This window comes from Parajatrophihabitans canadensis, assembly GCF_053764775.1.
The window spans coordinates 4,645,555-4,663,171 of record NZ_CM132445.1; the positions used below are offsets into that span (position 1 = coordinate 4,645,555).

Annotated in this window: 19 protein-coding genes; 7 read left to right on the top strand and 12 right to left on the bottom strand. The window is 63.4% G+C overall.

Translation table 11 applies throughout. The annotated features are described in order from the left end of the window. Nucleotides 1–29 precede the first annotated feature (29 nt). A complete protein-coding gene (ku, locus tag ACSMXN_RS22335) occupies nt 30–986 on the top strand; it encodes a non-homologous end joining protein Ku (RefSeq protein WP_022914319.1) in 957 nt (318 codons plus the stop codon). 3 nt (nt 987–989) lie between these two features. Continuing rightward, the gene (locus ACSMXN_RS22340; protein WP_022914318.1) at nt 990–1,649 is read left to right on the top strand and encodes an HAD-IA family hydrolase; all 660 of its coding nucleotides are present in this window, start codon (nt 990–992) and stop codon (nt 1,647–1,649) included. A 10-nt stretch (nt 1,650–1,659) separates the two neighbouring features. Here ACSMXN_RS22340 and ACSMXN_RS22345 read toward each other — a convergent pair whose 3' ends face one another. From ACSMXN_RS22345 to ACSMXN_RS22355, 3 genes are all read right to left on the bottom strand, one after another. Then, entirely contained in the window at nt 1,660–2,337 is a 678-nt protein-coding gene (locus ACSMXN_RS22345) for a class I SAM-dependent methyltransferase (protein WP_022914317.1), read from the bottom strand. 128 nt (nt 2,338–2,465) lie between these two features. Continuing rightward, nucleotides 2,466–2,915: an OsmC family protein gene (locus tag ACSMXN_RS22350; RefSeq protein ID WP_196811359.1), complete on the bottom strand. Its 450-nt coding sequence runs from the start codon at nt 2,913–2,915 to the stop codon at nt 2,466–2,468. A gap of 87 nt (nt 2,916–3,002) precedes the next feature. Further along, nucleotides 3,003–3,386 (bottom strand): hypothetical protein, encoded by a 384-nt coding sequence (locus tag ACSMXN_RS22355; RefSeq protein WP_196811358.1) that lies wholly within the window; start codon nt 3,384–3,386, stop codon nt 3,003–3,005. Between ACSMXN_RS22355 and ACSMXN_RS22360 the strand changes: the two genes are divergently transcribed. Further along, nucleotides 3,355–4,041, top strand: a complete 687-nt coding sequence (locus tag ACSMXN_RS22360) for an N-acetylmuramoyl-L-alanine amidase (RefSeq protein WP_022914314.1) — start codon at nt 3,355–3,357, stop codon at nt 4,039–4,041. The genes ACSMXN_RS22355 and ACSMXN_RS22360 overlap by 32 nt on opposite strands. Nucleotides 4,042–4,124: 83 nt before the next feature. On the opposite strand, the gene ACSMXN_RS22365 is transcribed toward ACSMXN_RS22360, so the two are convergent. Beyond that, entirely contained in the window at nt 4,125–4,712 is a 588-nt protein-coding gene (locus ACSMXN_RS22365) for a phosphatase PAP2 family protein (protein ID WP_022914313.1), read from the bottom strand. Continuing rightward, nucleotides 4,709–6,082, bottom strand: coding sequence for a diacylglycerol kinase family protein (locus tag ACSMXN_RS22370; protein ID WP_081649222.1), 1,374 nt, complete (start codon nt 6,080–6,082; stop codon nt 4,709–4,711). Before ACSMXN_RS22370 ends, ACSMXN_RS22365 begins: the two co-directional genes overlap by 4 nt. 177 nt (nt 6,083–6,259) lie before the next feature. Here ACSMXN_RS22370 and ACSMXN_RS22375 point away from each other — a divergent pair, with 177 nt between their 5' ends. Beyond that, a complete protein-coding gene (locus tag ACSMXN_RS22375) occupies nt 6,260–6,889 on the top strand; it encodes a TetR/AcrR family transcriptional regulator (RefSeq protein ID WP_022914311.1) in 630 nt (209 codons plus the stop codon). A gap of 270 nt (nt 6,890–7,159) precedes the next feature. Then, nucleotides 7,160–7,912, top strand: coding sequence for a PASTA domain-containing protein (locus ACSMXN_RS22380; RefSeq protein WP_022914309.1), 753 nt, complete (start codon nt 7,160–7,162; stop codon nt 7,910–7,912). A 64-nt stretch (nt 7,913–7,976) separates the two neighbouring features. Here ACSMXN_RS22380 and ACSMXN_RS22385 read toward each other — a convergent pair whose 3' ends face one another. Further along, a complete protein-coding gene (locus ACSMXN_RS22385; RefSeq protein WP_022914308.1) occupies nt 7,977–10,700 on the bottom strand; it encodes a glycoside hydrolase family 3 C-terminal domain-containing protein in 2,724 nt (907 codons plus the stop codon). A gap of 191 nt (nt 10,701–10,891) precedes the next feature. Between ACSMXN_RS22385 and ACSMXN_RS22390 the strand changes: the two genes are divergently transcribed. Continuing rightward, nucleotides 10,892–11,482, top strand: a complete 591-nt coding sequence (locus ACSMXN_RS22390) for a TetR/AcrR family transcriptional regulator (RefSeq protein WP_022914307.1) — start codon at nt 10,892–10,894, stop codon at nt 11,480–11,482. Nucleotides 11,483–11,493: 11 nt separating this feature from the next. Here ACSMXN_RS22390 and ACSMXN_RS22395 read toward each other — a convergent pair whose 3' ends face one another. The 5 genes from ACSMXN_RS22395 to ACSMXN_RS22415 all read right to left on the bottom strand — a co-directional run bounded on the left by ACSMXN_RS22395 (nt 11,494) and on the right by ACSMXN_RS22415 (nt 16,187). Beyond that, nucleotides 11,494–12,285, bottom strand: a complete 792-nt coding sequence (locus ACSMXN_RS22395; RefSeq protein WP_022914306.1) for a maleylpyruvate isomerase family mycothiol-dependent enzyme — start codon at nt 12,283–12,285, stop codon at nt 11,494–11,496. 66 nt (nt 12,286–12,351) lie between these two features. Beyond that, on the bottom strand, nt 12,352–13,524 hold the full coding sequence (locus tag ACSMXN_RS22400; RefSeq protein ID WP_022914305.1) for an amidohydrolase family protein: 1,173 nt from the start codon (nt 13,522–13,524) through the stop codon (nt 12,352–12,354). 105 nt (nt 13,525–13,629) lie between these two features. Next, nucleotides 13,630–14,508: an alpha/beta fold hydrolase gene (locus ACSMXN_RS22405; RefSeq protein WP_022914304.1), complete on the bottom strand. Its 879-nt coding sequence runs from the start codon at nt 14,506–14,508 to the stop codon at nt 13,630–13,632. A 54-nt stretch (nt 14,509–14,562) separates the two neighbouring features. After that, a complete protein-coding gene (locus ACSMXN_RS22410; RefSeq protein WP_022914303.1) occupies nt 14,563–15,915 on the bottom strand; it encodes a cytochrome P450 in 1,353 nt (450 codons plus the stop codon). An 80-nt stretch (nt 15,916–15,995) separates the two neighbouring features. Continuing rightward, a complete protein-coding gene (locus tag ACSMXN_RS22415) occupies nt 15,996–16,187 on the bottom strand; it encodes a ferredoxin (protein WP_022914302.1) in 192 nt (63 codons plus the stop codon). A gap of 109 nt (nt 16,188–16,296) precedes the next feature. On the opposite strand from ACSMXN_RS22415, the gene ACSMXN_RS22420 reads away from it, so the two are divergent. Continuing rightward, nucleotides 16,297–16,941 carry a TetR/AcrR family transcriptional regulator gene (locus ACSMXN_RS22420; RefSeq protein ID WP_022914301.1) on the top strand — a complete coding sequence of 215 codons (645 nt, stop codon included), beginning with the start codon at nt 16,297–16,299 and terminating at the stop codon, nt 16,939–16,941. Nucleotides 16,942–16,964: 23 nt separating this feature from the next. On the opposite strand, the gene ACSMXN_RS22425 is transcribed toward ACSMXN_RS22420, so the two are convergent. After that, nucleotides 16,965–17,555 carry a redoxin domain-containing protein gene (locus tag ACSMXN_RS22425; protein WP_022914300.1) on the bottom strand — a complete coding sequence of 197 codons (591 nt, stop codon included), beginning with the start codon at nt 17,553–17,555 and terminating at the stop codon, nt 16,965–16,967. Nucleotides 17,556–17,617 lie beyond the last annotated feature (62 nt).

Here is a 17,617-nt window from a genome sequence, read left to right on the forward strand (position 1 = left end):
GGATTCGACGAGGATAAGGGGAGGTCTTGATGGCGAGGGCTATCTGGACGGGCGTGATCAGCTTCGGGCTGGTATCCGTCCCGGTCGGGCTGTATTCGGCCACCGAGGAACACGAGGTGTCCTTCCACCAATTCGAGCAAGGTACGACCGACCGGATTCGCTATAAACGTGTCAACGAACGCACCGACACCGAGGTCGAATATGCCGATATCGTGAAGGGTGCGGATATCGGCGGGGGTCATTACGTGATGCTCGATCAGGACGAGCTCGACGCGGTAGCGCCCGGTCGCTCGCGGTCAATCGACATCCAGACGTTCGTGGACCTCGAGGAGATCGATCCCATCTACTTCCAGAAGTCCTACTACCTCGGGCCGCCAGACCAGGACACCGCCAAAACGTACGCGCTGCTTCGCGATGCCATGAGTGATAACAACAAAGCCGCGATCGCAACTTTCGTCATGCGTGGTAAGGAGTATCTCGCGGCAATTCGTGCCGACGGCGACGTCTTGGTGCTGGAAACCCTTTACTTCGCTGACGAGGTACGCGACCCGAAATCCGAACTGAAGAATCTGCCCGCTGCCGTCTCCGGGCGTGGCAAGGAGTTGAAGATGGCAGGTCAGCTCATCAACTCGATGGCCGGCAACTGGCGCCCTGCGGATTACCACGACACCTACACCGAGCGGGTGAACGCACTGATCGCGGCCAAGGGTAAGGGCGCCGAGGTGAACGTTGCCGAAGAAGCACCCGAGCCAACGAACGTGATCGACCTGATGGCTGCGTTGCAACGCAGCGTCGAGTCGGCGCGTGGAAACAAGTCCACACCCGGGAAGTCTTCGTCCGCGAAAAAGGCCGCGAAGAAAAATGCGCCCGCCAAAAAGGTCACGGACAAAAAGGTCACGGCCAAGAAGACCGCAACCGAAAAGGCCACAACCAAAAGCAAGTCAGCGACCAAGTCTGTTGCCACTCGCCGGGGCAAGGCTTCCTAGCCCATGAGCGCTCGATTCGAAATCCCTTGCAGGGCAATCCTGTTCGACTCTGATGGGGTCCTGGTCGACTCCAAAGCCAGCGGCGACCGGGCCTGGGCACGCTGGGCGAACGAGCGCGGCCTTGATCCGTCCATCGTGCTGGATGGCGTCCACGGCCGGCGTTCGGTGGACACGGTCGCGCGTTACCTTCCCGAAGCCGAGCGAGCGAGCGGGCTCGAAGCGATCGATGATCTGGAGATCGCCGATGCTGACACGACAAAGCCGATCGCGGGCGCGACCGACTTGCTTAGAACGCTTCCGGATAATTGGGCCGTCGTTACGTCCGCGAGCACGGCGTTGCTGTCAGCACGGTTCACGGCGGCCGGGCTCAAACTGCCACGGGTCGTCGTGGCGTCGACAGACGTCAGTGCCGGCAAACCCGCTCCGGACGGGTATCTCCTTGCGGCCGACAGGCTTTCCGTACCCATCAGCGATTGCATAGTGGTAGAAGACAGCCTGAACGGGATCCGGGCAGGCCGATCAGCTGGCGCGGGACATGTGCTGGGGATCGGGAGCGAGGCGGTGCAATCGGACGCCGATAGCGTGGTCATCGACCTGCGTGCGTGCAGTTGGACTGGAACCGGTCTGCAGGTCGGGCCCGAATTCGTGCTCAGGGCTGGCTGAGGGGGCGTCCTCAGCGACGTCGGGTCGCGTACAGCACTGCGTCGGTGATCGTGATCATCACGCCGTCCGGATCGAGAGCTTGTCGTTCGGGCGCGGCGGTCACGACGCTCCATTCGGAGCGGTCCAGCTGAGCCGCCACCTGCTCCGGGGTAAACAGAAAATCGGCAAGACTCGGTCGGCCCATGGTGGTTTCCAGATCTGCCGGGTGGTGGCCGACGATTAGTAGCGCTCCGCCGGGGCGGACCGCGGCGGCAAGCCGCTGGTGCAACAACTCTCGGTCTACGCGGGGCAGATGCATGAATTGCGCGGACACAAGATCGTATTGTGCTTCCAATGGCCCCGAGACAGCATCGGTGGACGTCTCGCCAGCGAGCAGGTCCATCTGTCGCCAGTCGATTCGGTCCGCGATCTGCTGGCCAGCAATCGCGGCCAAGTCGGCGGCGCGCTGGAGCGCTACCGCCGAGATGTCGATGCCGAGCACCGTCCAGCCGCGCGAAGCAAGCCAGATCGCGTCCGCGCCTTCGCCGCTGCCGACGTCAAGAGCGGTTCCCGGGTGCAGTTTCGACGCGTACTCGACGAGAAGCGGGTTGGGGTTTCCGCTCCAGATCGCGTCCGCAGAGCCATAGCGGTCGTCCCAGAATTGCTGAGTCAACATCTCGGACGGGTCGGCTGGATGATCGTGGCGCATGCAGACGACTGTGCCGTTTCGCGCGAGGTGTTGGCAACCATCCTTGCTGATCTGGCAAAGTCGGGACAAACTGGCCCCGGATCGGCAAGACCCAAGCGTTGACGATCTAAGCGCGATCTAAGCGCGATCTAAGCGTTGATGATCTCGGTCCGAACGCTCCAGGCGAAATTCAGTAACAGCGTCACGGGCGTCTTTTCGACAATATCGAGCATGTGTTCGTAGTCAGGCTCAGGAACCTTCTCGGAGAGCGTTATCGTCCGACGCAGAAACCGCTCGGCGCCTTCTTCGGTGGGTTCGTGATAGGCGACATCGACGGTGATGCCACCGGCGTAGTCATACTTCCGGTCTGCGTATTCACGCAGTGTTATCGCCGTGCAAGACGCCAGCGCCATGAGCAGAAACTCAGTCGGCGTGGGCCCGGCGCCCGCCGAACCCGAGCGCGGATCGTCGGCTACGAAGCTGAAGTCTCGGGCCTTGATCTCAGTTTCGAGACGGCTGGTTGCAGTCAAGCTCGCTCGGGCAGACGCCACGATTCGGTCGCTTGGTCGGTCAGTCATGGGGTCGCTGTCAGGGGTCATGTCTCGATTCCCTCTCACTGCTCTGTGGGCTGATGCAGTTGGTGGGCCGACGCCGCCACCTCGACCAGAACGCGGCTGACGTGCCCCCTACCGATACGGTAGGCGAATGAATCGCAGCCGCTTCGGGCGCAGGCCGGTGCCCGGAGTCCGGCGGGCGGTACCGCACCTACGGGTGGCGGCCTGCGTTGCCGCCGTCCTGTGCGCGACCACGGCAATCGCCGGATGCCAGGCGGCCAAGTCACCGACGGTGGCCGCTACCTCGGCAGCTGCCGCCGTGACGACGGCGCAAGTGGCTTCGCCGCCGACGAGCAAAGCTGCGCCATCTACCAGCCACGTCCGCACCACTGCGAAACCGACCCCGAAGCCGAAGCTATCGAGTCCGGCTCCATCATCGAGCACTCCCCCGCCCGCTGCGCCGCCACCGACAGTCCCCCAAGTCGTGGCGGTGCCACCGGGCACCGGTCCGGTCATCGTCATCGACCCGGGGCATAGTCCCACGATCACGGCCACCGATCCCGCGACCGGACTCAACGTCTCTGACTACGAGAACGAACCCGAGATGCGCGACGTGTTCTCGGTCGCCGAACTCGTGAAGGCAAAGCTGCAGGCGGTGGGTTACCGGGTGGTCATGACCAAGGCCAGCGCCGGTTCGCCCACCTCGCTCGGCGACCGGGCGAGAATCGCCAACAACGCCCATGCTGCGCTGGCGTTGAGCATCCATGATCAGGCCGGTTCAAACGGTGGCATCGGATTCAACCAAGGCAATAACATCGTGTACTACCAATCGGTCGGCAACTACCGTGCTGCACCCAGCGGGCAGAAGATCGTCTTCACAAATAGCCGGGTAGCCGCGCTCAGCATGCGGTACGGCCAAATCTTTCAGGCACAGCGAGCCAGCGCCGAGGGGCACCCGATCACCCTGCTGGGAAACGTCGGGTACGACCTCGGCACCCGCGGGCTGCCGGCGGGCAACATCTGGACGGTCCAGCTGCTCTCGAACGTCCCCTGGATCTACAACGAGGCGGGCGGAAACAGCGCCGGAATGTCAGGCCTGAATTCCGCCGACGAGAACAGGTACGCAAACGGGCTGGTCGCCAGCGTGGAACGGTGCGTACCGCCTCGGTAGCCTGCCGGTCTCAACCCACACAGAAGCCCAGGAACACAGAAGCCCAGAAGCCCAGAAGCCCAGAAAGCACAACTCGAGTCAGGTCAGCCCCTACGGCCAGCTATGCGCCGGGCGAGGCTTCCGACCAGGCTGCCCGCGGCCGATCCGATGGCAGCGCCGACGATGACGTCCCCCGGATAGTGAACTCCGGTATGTACTCGGGAATAGGCGACAGCTGTAGCGAGCGCTTGCAACGGCGGCGACAGTAACGGCAGCTCACTTCCCGCCGCCGTAGCAAAGGCAAACGCCGAGGCAGCGTGCCCCGAGGGAAATGAAGTCGAAGTAGGCATCCGTACGTGGCGCTCCTGGATCACTGCCGCCGACAGCCGGTCTGGTCGCGCGCGCACGAGCAGTTGTTTTCCGATCAGGTTCGCGACCGCCGAACTGACACCGATCGCGGCCATGCCCTGTATGGCTGCCCTTCGCCCGGGCCGGCCACCGAACAGCGCCAGACCAGCCGCTGTCACCATCCAGAGCCGGGAGTAGTTTGCGGCGTTGGAGATTCTGCGCAGCGACTGATCGAGCGTCGGAGTGGGCGTCGCCGCGATCGTCGTGTACACCGCCTGATCGAGCCGATCGAATTCGCCGAGGGCGGACCGCAGCTGATCGGCGATCGCGGGACGTGCCGTCACGCTCGCTCGCCGCCTTCGGACCGTCGACCGGGTCGGGAGAACGCGAGTTGCCGAAGCCGCGCCCAGTCCATCGACGGGCGGGGTTTTGGTACCCCGGGCCGGTTGCGGGGCACCCGAACCCGCAGCGCCTGCCGATGCACGACGCATCTCACGGGGGTCGACAACATCAGGGCCTCGCCGTCCACCCCGGCCGGGATCTCAGCCGCCTCGGCATACACCACCGCGTCACTGCTCGTGAGCCGCTCAAGACCCCGCTCGTGGGCGCGATTGAGCAGGCCGATGGCTTGCCGGGCGTTGGCGACAGATACCGCAGCTACCCCCAACGTGCCCTCGTCCAGACGAGCTCGGCGGCCGAAGCCCGCGAGGTCGGTCGTGCCGTATGGATTGTTGCTTACGAGCACGGCCTGCGGCCCGTCTACCGTGACCCCGGCTGCCTCGACCCGCAACCGCACTCCGCGCCGACCGTTCAGCAGATCCGGCAACTGGTCCAACGTGGTTCGCAGCTTGTCGTCACGGTAAGCCGGACTTTGGACGACCTCTGCGTAGGCGCCGAAGGACACGTTGTTCACGAACGTCCGCCCATTCACATCACCGAGATCGATACGGACTTCGACCCCGTCTTCGAGCGCATCGAGGCACTTCACCGGCTGCTCGCGATCCAAACCGAGATCGAGCGCAAAGTGGTTGCGGGTACCGGCGCTGATCACCAGGAACGGCAGTCCGTGCTCAGCGGCGATCCCGGCGACGAGCGCCTGGGTGCCATCCCCGCCGGCCACTCCGAGCAGGTCGACGCCGCGCGCGACCGCTTCGCGAGCAAGCTCGGCCACATCGACCTCGCCAGGCCCGGAGAGCAGCGCTACTTCCGCGCCTAAGGCTTCGGCCCGCTCCTTGAGCCCGAACTTCGCCACCTTGCCACCGCCTGAACGCGGATTCATGATCAAGTACGGATGGCGCGGGGCAGCGATCTCATAGGTCGGCATCCCTGCTTTGGGTAGGTCCGCCGCCAGCGCGGCGCCACCGGCAACAACGCAGATTGCCGCAAGTGCCAGCGAAATCAGCACGACGAGCAGGAGGTTGTTGCGGATGCACAGCACCAGCACCGCGATCGGGGCAAGCACCGCCGCGGCCAGCGATAGCCAACGCAGCGCCCCACGAGTCACGAGAAAGCCGTAAAGGCCGGCAACCGTCACAACGGCTCCCGCGGCTCCCGAAGCCAGCAGGACGAGGCTCTTCAGTCCGGCAAACCCCAGCAAGATAGCGGCAGCAGCAAACGCCGCGACAAATGCCGTCCGAGCCAGCCACGCCCTTCCGCGGGTGGTCTCGACGGCCGCTCCGCTCACATGCTTGGCCCGTCTCGTCAAGGACGCCATCGGTTCTCCCTCGCATTGACCTCTACGATCGCGCATTTGCGGCGATGCTTCCTCCTCCCGCAAGGATGATTCACACCCCGCCGATGCTCGATTCCGTGCGATGAAACGCCTCGTCAGTGGACCATGCAGTCCGCTGCGATGCAGCGGAATGATCCATCGCGCAGGTAGTGTTGCGCCGTGGACGAGGCCGTAACAACGACGTCGGCTACCCGCGTGACTTCGCGCGGGGCAGCAACGAAGGCCCGGATTGTCCGGGCCGCGGCGGATCTCATGTATTTCAATGGGGTCAACGCCACCACCCTGGACGACGTCCGAGCGGCCAGCGGGACGAGCAAATCGCAGCTCTACCATCACTTCGCCGACAAGGACGCTTTGGTGCATGCCGTCGTAGCGTTGCGCGGCGAGGAGATCCTGGCGCGTGAGAGTCAGCGGCTCCAACGCCTGAACTCTTTTGCCGGCTTGACGCGGTGGCGCAACATGCTCGTTCAGGTCAACTCGCTGCAGCGAGGCGCCTACGGGTGCGCGTTGGGATCGCTGGCCAGTGAGCTGTCCGACCAGGACGAGCAAGCTCGTTCAACCCTGGCCGCCCTCTTCGCGTCGTGGGAAGGTTTGATCGCCGACGGCCTACGTCGCATGCAGGCCAACGGGTCGTTGCGGGCCGATGCGGACCCGGACGCGCTGGCCACTGGTCTGATGGCGGCCTTGCAAGGCGGTTACCTGCTCGCCGAGACTAATCACGACATAAAACCCATGGAGATCGCCCTGGACATGGCTTTGAATCAGATCAAGACCTACCTCACTGCATAGTCGGCTAAACCTGTTGACGGCTGCTGGAATGCGCGCTGCTGCGCGGCCCGGCCGACGTCTTCTGCTTAGGCACGCAGTGCTGCCAGTCGCGCTGGCACCTTCCGCCCATGACTACCGCAACACCACACTGGACTATATCGTCCAGTATATCCCGCGCGAGCCGCCGCTCAGAACGTTCTGGTTCATCGGCAAGCGTCAGGGTAACCTGACAGACAAGGACGTGAGGTCGGGGACGTGAGGTCGGGGACGTGAGGTCGGGGACGTGAGGTCATGGATATAGCAGGACCTGCCTGGGAAGAAGGCCGCCGGGCATGGCGACGCCTCATCAGGCGTCTTCCGCAGGTAGACGAGGCAACCGCGAGCGATCGAGCCCCGCTTGACGCGTTGGCTGACATCGGCGTGATTCGACGCCTGCTCGAGCAAGCAGAGCTGGACGCGGTCAGAGCTGCCCGACGGCTCGGCAAGTCGTGGGCGGAGATCGCGACCAACCTTGGGGTGAGCCGTCAGTCCGCGTGGGAAAGGTGGCGCGACCTCGACGAGCCGGCAACCGCGCCAACCGCAGCAACCGCGCCAACCGCAGCAACCGCAGCAACCGCAGCAACCGCAGCTATAAGCCCGGGTGCGTCCACAGCGAAGGGTTCGGCCAGCGCTGCCCTCGATGCGACCGTCCGTGGCCTGGCCGGCAAGGTCCGCCGCAAGCGACCGGCCGAAGCGTTGATCGTGGTGCCCGACGTCTTGGTCATGAACTCTGGCGACGCCTGCCAGGTGCTTCACGACGCGGGCTTTGTGGCTCTCGGCCATAATCCCGGCGGCAAGCCGCACCCGCTGTCAGCATCGTCTGAGGGCACGGTGGTCGATCAGGTTCCGTCCGCCGGTGCGGTGCGACGTGCCGGCTCCTCGGTCACCCTCTGGGTCGAACATGGCCGGGGCACTGCCGGGGTACGAGAACCACGCCGACCCACGCCGTCGCCGACATCGGCAACCGAAGAACGGGAAACGTACCCCAGAAGCGTCGCCAACTAGAGCGATCTGGCGTTGCTGGCCCGCACTGGTGGCTGGCTGCAGTCGCCCGCGTTTCTCCAGTTCGTTACGACACGGTCAGCGTGGCAGTGAGCTTGATGTTTCGCTCAGAGGCGCCTACGTAGACCGTGTACGTACCGGGCTTGATCTTCCAAGAGTTGCTGGTGCTGTCGAAGTAGCTCAGGGGGTGAGTCGACGCTCGCGGATCGATCGGAACGCTGACGGCCTTGGTCTGGCGGGCCCCGATGCTGGTCTTGACATAGCCGATGAGCCGCTTGGGTGGTTCACCAGTACTGGTGGGCAATTTGACATAGACCTCGGAGACTTCCGATCCGATCCGGGCTCCGGTATTGGTCACCTGGAAATTGACCCGGAAGGGCGTGCTCGTGGTGATCGCGGCCGGCGCTATGGCGACATTCGCGTACTTGAACGTTGTGTAGGAACGCCCGTACCCGAACGGGAACAATGGCGTGATTCCCGCCGTGTCATAGCCTTTGTAGCCAACGTTGATTCCGTCGCCGTAACTGACGTTGAGGTCAGAAGCAGTGGCCCATGGGTTGGTCACGCCCGGCGGAACGGCGGTGTCACTGGTCGGGTATGTGATGGGCAACTTCCCTGATGGGTTGACATCGCCCCAAAGGATCCGGGCCAGCGCGCTGCCCTGTTCCTGGCCCCCGAAATACGTTTCAACCACAGCCGGGACGGAGCTGAGCCAGGGCATCGTGACCGGCCCAGAGTTGGCGAGTACGACGATGGTGTTGGGGTTTGCGGCGCGTACTGCTTTCACGAGCTCGTTCCCACTCTGGGGCAGTTTCAGTGAGACGCGGTCGCGTTGTTCTCCTTCATATGTCCGGACGTACACGATGGCGACCTGGCTCTTCTTGGCCGCAGCTGCCGCTGCCTTGATGGCAGGCGAGTAGGTGTTCGCAGGAGTTTTCCATTGCAGTAGCAAGGTCCCCGGCTCCAGGCTGTCGAAGGGATGAGTGGCCTGATAGGTGATGTGCAAGGTGTGCGATTGGCCGGCGGTGAGGTGAAGCACCGCGGACGAGGCGCTGGACTTGACGGCGTCTGCGCCGGTCATGGTCACGATCTGCGTGCCGTCCAAGGCCAACGTGGCGTCGCCGTAGCCGGTCAGGTTGAGGATGTAGTCGCCCGTCTTGGGGGCGGTGATACTGCCGTCGTAGACGACTGATTGTTGCGCGGCGGGCGAATCTACCGGGGGGATTGGGACCTGGGACGTTTGCCCCGCCCACGAGCCGAACGTGCTGAGGAAGCCGGCGTCGTAGTTGACCTGCTTCTCGACCCTCGATGTCGTTGGAGCGCCCTGGAATGTGGTGTTGTTCCAGTAGAAGGTTTGCAGTCCGGTGCCGACGCCATTGGTCGGCTTGAGGACGGAAGATGGCACGGTCGTCATGTCGGTGGCCTCGAACATCGACGCCGCATTGACCGGGTCGTTGCCGGCAACCCAATTGACGCTTGCTGATCCAGCTCGAGCCTCGATTCCGTTGAGCACAGGGGTGGTCTCGGTCGGACTGACCCAGGGTGCTCCGCTAGGTGCCGCGAGGATGTTGGCATCGGCGCCGACCACCGTTATCGATTTCGTGCTCGGGCTGAGAGGCAAGGTGTTATTGCTGTTCTTCAGCAGGGTGATCGCCTGCTCCTCGGCTTGGCGGGCGACCGTGTCGTGTGCCGCAACCGGGATCGCCGATGGCGTATAGGCATGATCGAACACGCCCAGACGGAACATCGTCGTCAGGATCCGCAACACTGCCTGGTCAACGAGGGTTTCCGAGGCAGTTCCATCGGTTATCGCAGCGAGCAACGCACCATCGTAGAAGGTCTGGGTGCCGGTCTCCATGTCCGTTCCGGCCTGCAATCCCTTGAGGGTGTCGTGCAGCGCGCCGAAGTCGGTGATGACGAAGCCGGTGAATTTCAACTGTCCTTTCAGCACGGTCCGCAGCGTGTTGGCGTTGTCGCAGGAGTACTCGCCGTTGATCTTGTTGAACGAGCACATCACCGAGCCGGGGTTGGCGCGCCGGATGACCGATTCGAAGGCCAGCGTGTAGACCTCGCGCAGGGCGCGCTGACTGAGGATGCTGTTCTGACCGTTGCTGCGATTGGTTTCCTGGTTGTAGACCGCATAGTGCTTGAGGTCGGCGATGATGTTCTTCGCCTGTACGGCCTGCACATAGCGGCTGGTGATGTTCGCATTGATGATCGGGTCTTCACTCTCGGTTTCGTTGGCCCGACCCCACCACGGCTGGCGGATGATGTCGCTGTCCGGCCCGAGCAAGACGTTCTGGCCAGTCTCGAGGACCTCATCGGCCACCACGCCGGCGAACTTGTCCACAGTGGCATCCGACCAGGTCGCGCCGAGAGCTTCCATCGACGGCATCGCGGTGGCGTTCTGGCCTGTTCCGAGCAGCGACCAGCCGCGCGGTGCAATACCCGAGCTGGCATCGGCCATCTTGAGGGCTGGAATTCCCAGCCGAACAATGGGCGCGTTGTAGTACGCGTAGGGCGCGTCGCCCTGGTTGCCGGTCATCAGGTCGACCTTCTCGGGCAAGGTCATCTGTGCCATCAGCGCCTGAGCTCGCTGGGCCGGGGTGAGTTCAGCGTTGAGCCACGGTCTGGCTGCCAGCGTGCGCGGCGGGGTGGCCGGCGTAGACGGCGTGGTGGCCGGCGTAGACGGCGTCGCGGCGTTCGAGGCCGGCGTCATCACAAGCAGAGGAGTTATCGCGGCCACAATGGTGGCGAGCGAGCTGAACAGGGTCCGTCGGCGCATGGTCATCTGCTGCCACCTTCGATCGTCTTTGCCAAGGCAATGTGAATTGCCGGACGACACTGTGACCTGGACCATAGTCGCCCTACCGAGTACTCGGTAGTAACAAATTGATTACGAAGAGTTATAACTGGTTGCGGTTTGGTCTTGGTAAGGCCGCCTCGCGCCTCATCTGCAGACAACGGCCATACGATCTTGGGGTGACAGACACGGCGGGGCGGCGGGTTTCCGGAAGCGCTCAATCCAAACGAGACGACATCCTCGGCGCAGCAGAGGACGCGTTTGCGGTGCGAGGATTTCGCGGCGCGCCGATGGCAGACATCGCAGCGGCAGCGGGTCTGACCCAGCAGGGCGTCTTGCATTACTTCGCCTCGAAGAAGCATCTGCTGCTTGCTGTACTAGAACGCCGCGAAGACACCGACATCGAACGGGTCTCGAAGTACGAAGGCAGCTACCTCGATGCCTTACTGGAGCTTTGCCGCCACAACGCCGAACGCCCTGGCCTGATTCGGCTCTTCGTCACCCTGTCTGCGGAAAGTACGGATCCGGAAAACCCCGGTCACTTGTGGTTCCAACACCGCTACAGCAACATGCGAAACTTGATCGCAGGCGCGCTTCGACAGGACCAGCAGGCCGGCCTGCTCGCTGCGGCATTGGACGCCGACGCTCTTTCCGTCCAGCTCATTGCCCTCTTCGACGGCCTCCAGCTTCAGTGGTTGCTTGCTCCGGACGAAGTCGACATGGTCAGCGCCATGGAATCCTTCATCGCGTTGGTGCGAACCGCGTCCTGAACGCAGCCACATTAGAAGCCAGGGAACACCCGGCGAAGATCGTCGAGGCTGACATTTCCGGTGACGTCGACACCGTCGGGCGTGTATGCCGCGGTCAGCCGGCCCGCAACGAGGCGGAGCGCGGCTTCGAGCGGTCCGCTGAACGTTGCGGTCGGCGGCACGGCCGCTGCTTGCGCGAGGCTGACTGTGTCTGTGATGGCCAGGACGAAAGGCGTTCCGCGGAGTTCGACGACGGCGGGGGACGCGAGCGCGTCAGCCTTACTCGTGAAGCCGAGGAGAAAGCTCAGGTCTGTCGAGAGGTGTTCGGCGAGCACGTCTGCGATGTCGTCCGCGATGACAGCGGCTGGATCGAGCGATACCCGGACGTCCCAACTGTGCAGAGCCGCCTCGTTCAGCCGCATACCGGCATAGCCGGCCAACGGCATCGGGGTCGGCAGGAAAGCCAACTTGACCTGCAATGCCTCCCGCTCGGCAGCCGTCAAGGCCTCCAACGCCACGACAAGTTCCTCGTCGGCGGCCAAGAATCCCGCAGCCTGTTCGCGCGCGCTAAGGGCGTTCCATCGAGCCCATACATTCTCGTTGAAACCCTGATCTGGAGCCGGCGTCGCGTCCACCGCTGACCGCAGGGTCGCGAGCGAGATCTCGGCGCCGCTACCCAGGTGCGAGAGAACCTGGGCCACCGACCATTCCGATGCTGCCGATTTCGCGGTGAGCTGGTCATCGGACAAGTCGTTCACTACCCCGGCCAGCTCGTCGTGGGTGGAGCGCAACGCTTCGATGGACTTATCGACAAAGGAAGTCATAGCGACGAAGATACCGTTGCCGAGGCCCCCGCTCCGCGTGTCGGGCAGGCCTGCGGGTACGACCCCTCAGAGGCGGTACAACCTTGCGGCGTTCTCCCCCATGACCTTGCGGCGCGTCTCCGGACGGAGCGTCATCATCTTTTCTTCCATGCTGTCCAGGGGCGATGGGTACAAACAGGTCGGGTGTGGGAAGTCAGTCTCGAAGAGCACCTTGTCCTCGCCGACGGTGTCGATCAGGCTTTGCAACTGGCCCTGACCCTTCTCGAACCAGAACGTCGCGTACCAGTGGTCCTTGAAGTACTCCGACGGCAACTTCGACAGCTGCGCGGCCTGCACGGGCGCGTTCTCCAGCAGCTCGTAGTCCATGGCTTCGAGCATGAACGGAATCCAGCCGACACCGCTTTCTACCGACACCATCGTGAGCTTGGGAAAGCGATCGAAAATTCCGGCGTAGACGGTGTTGATCAGGACTCTCGCATTGTTGATGAACAACATCGCGCCGCCGATAGCCGGTTTGACGTATTCGTGCTGCGAGGGCCAGAAGTAGTTGCCGTAGAAGTTCATCGCCGTAAGGCTCGCACCGATGTGGAAGTGGACGGGCAGGTTTCGGTCCGCGCACACTTCCCACAACGGGTCCCAGGCCCGGCTCGCAAGGTCCGGCGACCCGGCGTCTTGAGGGTCTGAAGTCATGTTCACGCCTAGCAGCCCGAGGTCAGCGACGCGCTCGGCCTCCCGGACACATTCGTCGATGCTCCACGCAGGCAGGACGGGCATCGGGATGAATCGCTTGTTCGACGACTCCTGCAACTCGGCGGCGGCGTCGTTGTAGATCTCGATGCACAGCCGACGCAAGAGCGGATCCTGGACAGCGGTAGACAGTGCCTGACCACCGAGGCCGATCGAGTTCGGATAGAGCACCTGGGCGTGGATTCCGCAGGCGTCCATGACCTGAAGTCGGACGTCGGTGTTGTACGCAGCTTCATGAATCCGATCGATTCCCCACTCGATCATGGACTCGGCGAACGGAAATTTCTCGCCCTCTCGATCGATAACACCGCCGCCGCCGGCGAATCCCAGAGGCGAACCGTCGACCACCCAGGTGGGCTTGCCCTCAACGGTCTCGACTCGCGGCACTCGATCCTTGTAAGCGGCAGGCGCCCGCTTTGTCCAGAGGTCGTGAGCCTCGGTCAGGTGGGTGTCAGCATCGATAACGCGAACCTCGTCTGCGATTGTGCTCATTACTCGTTACCTCCCAGGTAAGTGGCATGAGGGTCGGCGCCTCACGGGCTCAAGCCATGAGTGCGTCGGTCGAGACTTTCGGCAGTGCGAACGCGGAGCTTGTTACTACTCGTTCATGAAGTCCACAAGCATGGGCGCGGCCTTCGCCCACGGGTCGAACAGGCTGCCTCGGCCTTCGGCAGTCGCCTTGCCGGCCTGTTCCCAGGCGTCTTCGGGCCACGGCGGCTCGACCAGACGAGAGCCCTTGATCAGCGCGTGTATCTCGAACGAGGTGCGCTTCGGATGGTCATAGTCCATCTCACCGCCGCGAATGATCAGTGTCGGCACCTTGATCTGCTCGAACTCCCAGTCGGGCACGCCCGGGATCGCCTCGTTGGGCTTCGGGATGTACGCGTCAAGCCAGCGATTCATCACCCGCTCGAATTCAGCGGCCCCCAGCGCCCGCAGCCGGTCCTCGTTTCGGGGATTGGCGGCACAGAGTTCCGCCCAGCTTCCGGCCGCACCCGCCATCTGGATAACCCCCTCGATGCCTTGCGACCGCACGGTGCGTAGCTCGTTCAGGACGTAAACGCCAGCGAGGGAAAGGCTGCTGTAGGTGCCACCGACGATGTGCCAGGTCGCAAGCTTGCGGACCTTGTCGGGAAACATCAGCGTGAAGACGATGCTGTCGCGGGCACCGCCCGAGCCGCCCGCCACGAATACCTGGTCAATGCCCAGCTTCTCCAGCATCAGACCCAGGGTCTCGGCCCGCATGTGCGATTCCGACCGGCCGTACAACTGGATGTCTGACCGTCCGGTGTTGGGACGGTCCCAAAGCAGAACCCGCTTGCCGCGTTCGGCCAACGCGTACGCCAACTCGTGTACACCGCCATAGTCCTTGCTGAACCGGCCACCTGGAGTCACGACGACCACGTCGCCATCTTCTGGTCCGATCAGCTCATAGACGACGATGCCGCCGTTGACGTCGACTTCAGCATCAGCCATGTTCACGACCTCCTAGTGGTTGCGGGGTACAAGAGCTTGCAGATGAAAGGGCAACTACCCGATCTTTGCCGTGGCGCTTCGGACCGTCACCGGCTCGGCCAGGCGTTGCTCGTCGCACGCCTGCTGCAACAACTCGAGCGTGTCGGCGAAACTCGCGCCCAGACGCTTGCCGGGCGTGAAGGTCGCCGGCAGGTGCTGCATGCCGTTGATCACGCCAACCGTCTCGTAGTGCACCGCACCGCTCGAGTCGGTCACGAAGTCGGGCATCCGATCGAGAACCTGGGTCAGCATGGTCTTGAACGCCATCCGGGCCATGTTCGAGCCGATGCAACGGTGGATGCCCAGGCCGAAGCTGGTGTGCCGGTTGTTGTGCCGGTCGAAGTCGATTTCGTTCGGGTTCGGGAACACCGAAGGGTCCCGGTTAGCCATCGCCCACGACAGCCACAGCCGCTCACCCTCTTCGAACTTCGTCCCGGCCAGCTCACAGTCGGCGCTGAACGTCCGGCCGTCACCTTGAGCGGGCGTGTAGAAGCGGAGAAACTCCTCTGTTGCCGCGTCGAGTAGCGTCTCGCGCTCGTCGCTGAGCCTCGTCCGCTCGGCCGGATGCTCGGACAACCACTCCAACGAGTGTGCTGTCAACGCGGTGGTGGTGTCGAATCCACCGCCGATCAAGAGGTTCAGCGCTCCGATGATCTCGTGGTCCGGTGGCGCCTCACCGAGGATCTCTGCGTTGATGAGGGCGTCGATCATGCCCGGACGCGGGTTCTCGCGGATCTCAACGACCGCCTCGGCCAACCGCTGCTGCATGAGCATGCTCTGCTCGATCACCCGCGGGAAGTCTGGTGACTCAGGAGGAGTGTAGATGGCCGCGTGCGTCGGCTCGCAGTAGATGTCCCAGTCTTTCAAAGGCAAACCGAGCATCGCCAGTGTGAACACGGCGGGCACGACATTCGCCAGGTCATCGACGAAATCGACCCGGCCCGACTCGATGACCTCGTCCAGGCAGGCCCGGGTGAGTACCTCCACGAATGGCTTCCACCGCGCCACGGCGGCCGGCGAGAGGTAGGCATTGAGCGCCTGACGGTACTGCCGCTGCTCCGGCGGATCCATCTCCAGAAACCCACCTCGGTACTGAGTCTGCGCCGCCGGGATGCTGATGCCTTGGTAGCCCCGCTTCGTGCCGCTCACATCGTGATCGTTGGACAGCACGTCGGACTCGCGGGCGATAGCGAAGATCGCCTCGTGGCTGGCAGCCACCCAGTGGCCGCCGTACGTATCAGACCAGGCAACCGGGCAGCGGGCTTGCATCTCCTGCGCCACCGACTCGAACTCGTTCCGAAACGTCGGGCTATGCCGGGTGAACTGGAAGGTCTTCGCCTTGCGGGCGTCGTCGGCGAGGTCAGTCATATCGATTCCTTCGAGGTGATAGCTAACAGTGCGGGTCGGGACAGTGCTGGTCAGGAAAGGGCTGGTCAGCACAGCGCGGGTCAGGACAGTGAGATCGCCTGCTCTGGACATGAACCGACGGCTTCGAGGACGGCTGCGTGCTCGCTTTCCGGGACGTCTCCCGACATTGCAGTGGCATGCCCGTCGATGTCGCTGAGTTCGAAGATGGCTGGTGCCCGCATGGCGCACAACGTGTGACCTTGGCACTTGTCCGGATCGACCCGAACCTGCATGAATGGTTCCTTTCGTGAAGCGGAATGTCGTGGAGATCTCACTGGCCCGCTAATAACGAGACGCAACGTATTGTTACGCTCGAATGCTTTTCTGTCTAGGCTCAGGCGCATGTCAGTTCAGCGAGGGCGCCCGAGGAGCACCGATGCGCATCGATCGATCCTCGAGGCCACCCGCGACCTGCTGATCGGCGGCGGTTACGAACGGTTGACGATCGAGGCCATTGCGGCCCGTGCTGGCGTTGGCAAGCAGACCGTCTACCGGTGGTGGCCCTCGAAGGCGGCCATCGTCGCCGAGGCGGTCTTGGCTGGTGTCATCGTCGGCGAGACCAGCGTGCTCGAGGACACCGGCAGCATCGCCGCTGATTTGCGGACCTGGGTGAATCGGTTGGTTTCTGCCCTCAATGATCCGCAAGCCACGGCGCTGACTCGTGCACTTGCCGTGGCATCGGCCGAACGAGAGACCGACGCCGAGCGCCTCTACGCCCAAGGGGTCGCTCCGTTACGGGACGCACTCAGAAATCGCCTGCTAGGTGCCGAGCGCGCAGGACAGCTTCGACGCGGCACAGACTTGGAGGCCGTAGCGGACGCGATGATGGGTGCTTTCTTGTACCGGGTACTTGCCCGTAGTAGCCCGACACCAGACTCCTACGCCGACGGCCTGCTCGACATCCTCCTCACCGGTATCTGCGTACCGACAGCTGAGCGAGCCAGTCGGTTGAGCCCGCGGCATGACGAACTGCGGTCGCGAAGCTAACGTCCGTTGCGGTAGTCCATCGATCAGCTGGTGTCGGCGCCCGAGGCTTGTTTGTCCCACCCGTGAAAGTGCGAGTAGTCCCCGGAAGCCCAAGCTTCCCGAAGCCCCGGCGTGCTGAGGTCCCAGTCCGGGCGTATCTCGCTCGACGCCGCGCGCAGGTCACGCCAAAGGTCATCGACAGACGGGCGACCCCAGAACCAATAGCCGTTGTAGATGCTGTGGATGGTCAGTCCCGGCTTCAGCACCAGCGTGTACGGGATCATCGGATCATTGTCGGGATCGGTGTACTCCTGAATGTCGAGGTCTTTCTGGATCGTCCGCTCAGGATCGGACAGAAACGGCCACTGAGCGCCGACTGACGCGCGAAACTCCTGCAACGTATGGTGATTGTCGGTCGAGATCGTCACGATCTGGGTGTAGGCCACCGCGATCTTGGACTGGAATGCCGCCAAATCGAGGTGCTGCTGATGCTCTTTCGGGCAATAGTGGCCGCGTGCGAGCGTGAGGATCAGCGGGTCGTCTCCCTGCAGCTCGCTGAGGGTGCGGACGGTGCCGGTGTGATCCGGCAAGGCGTAATCGGGAAACGTGCCACCAGGGCGGATGTCAGAACGCATGTGACCTCCTCATAAGGCGCCCCGGGGCGGGGCCGTCATTGCCAGCATGGCCGATTCGCGCT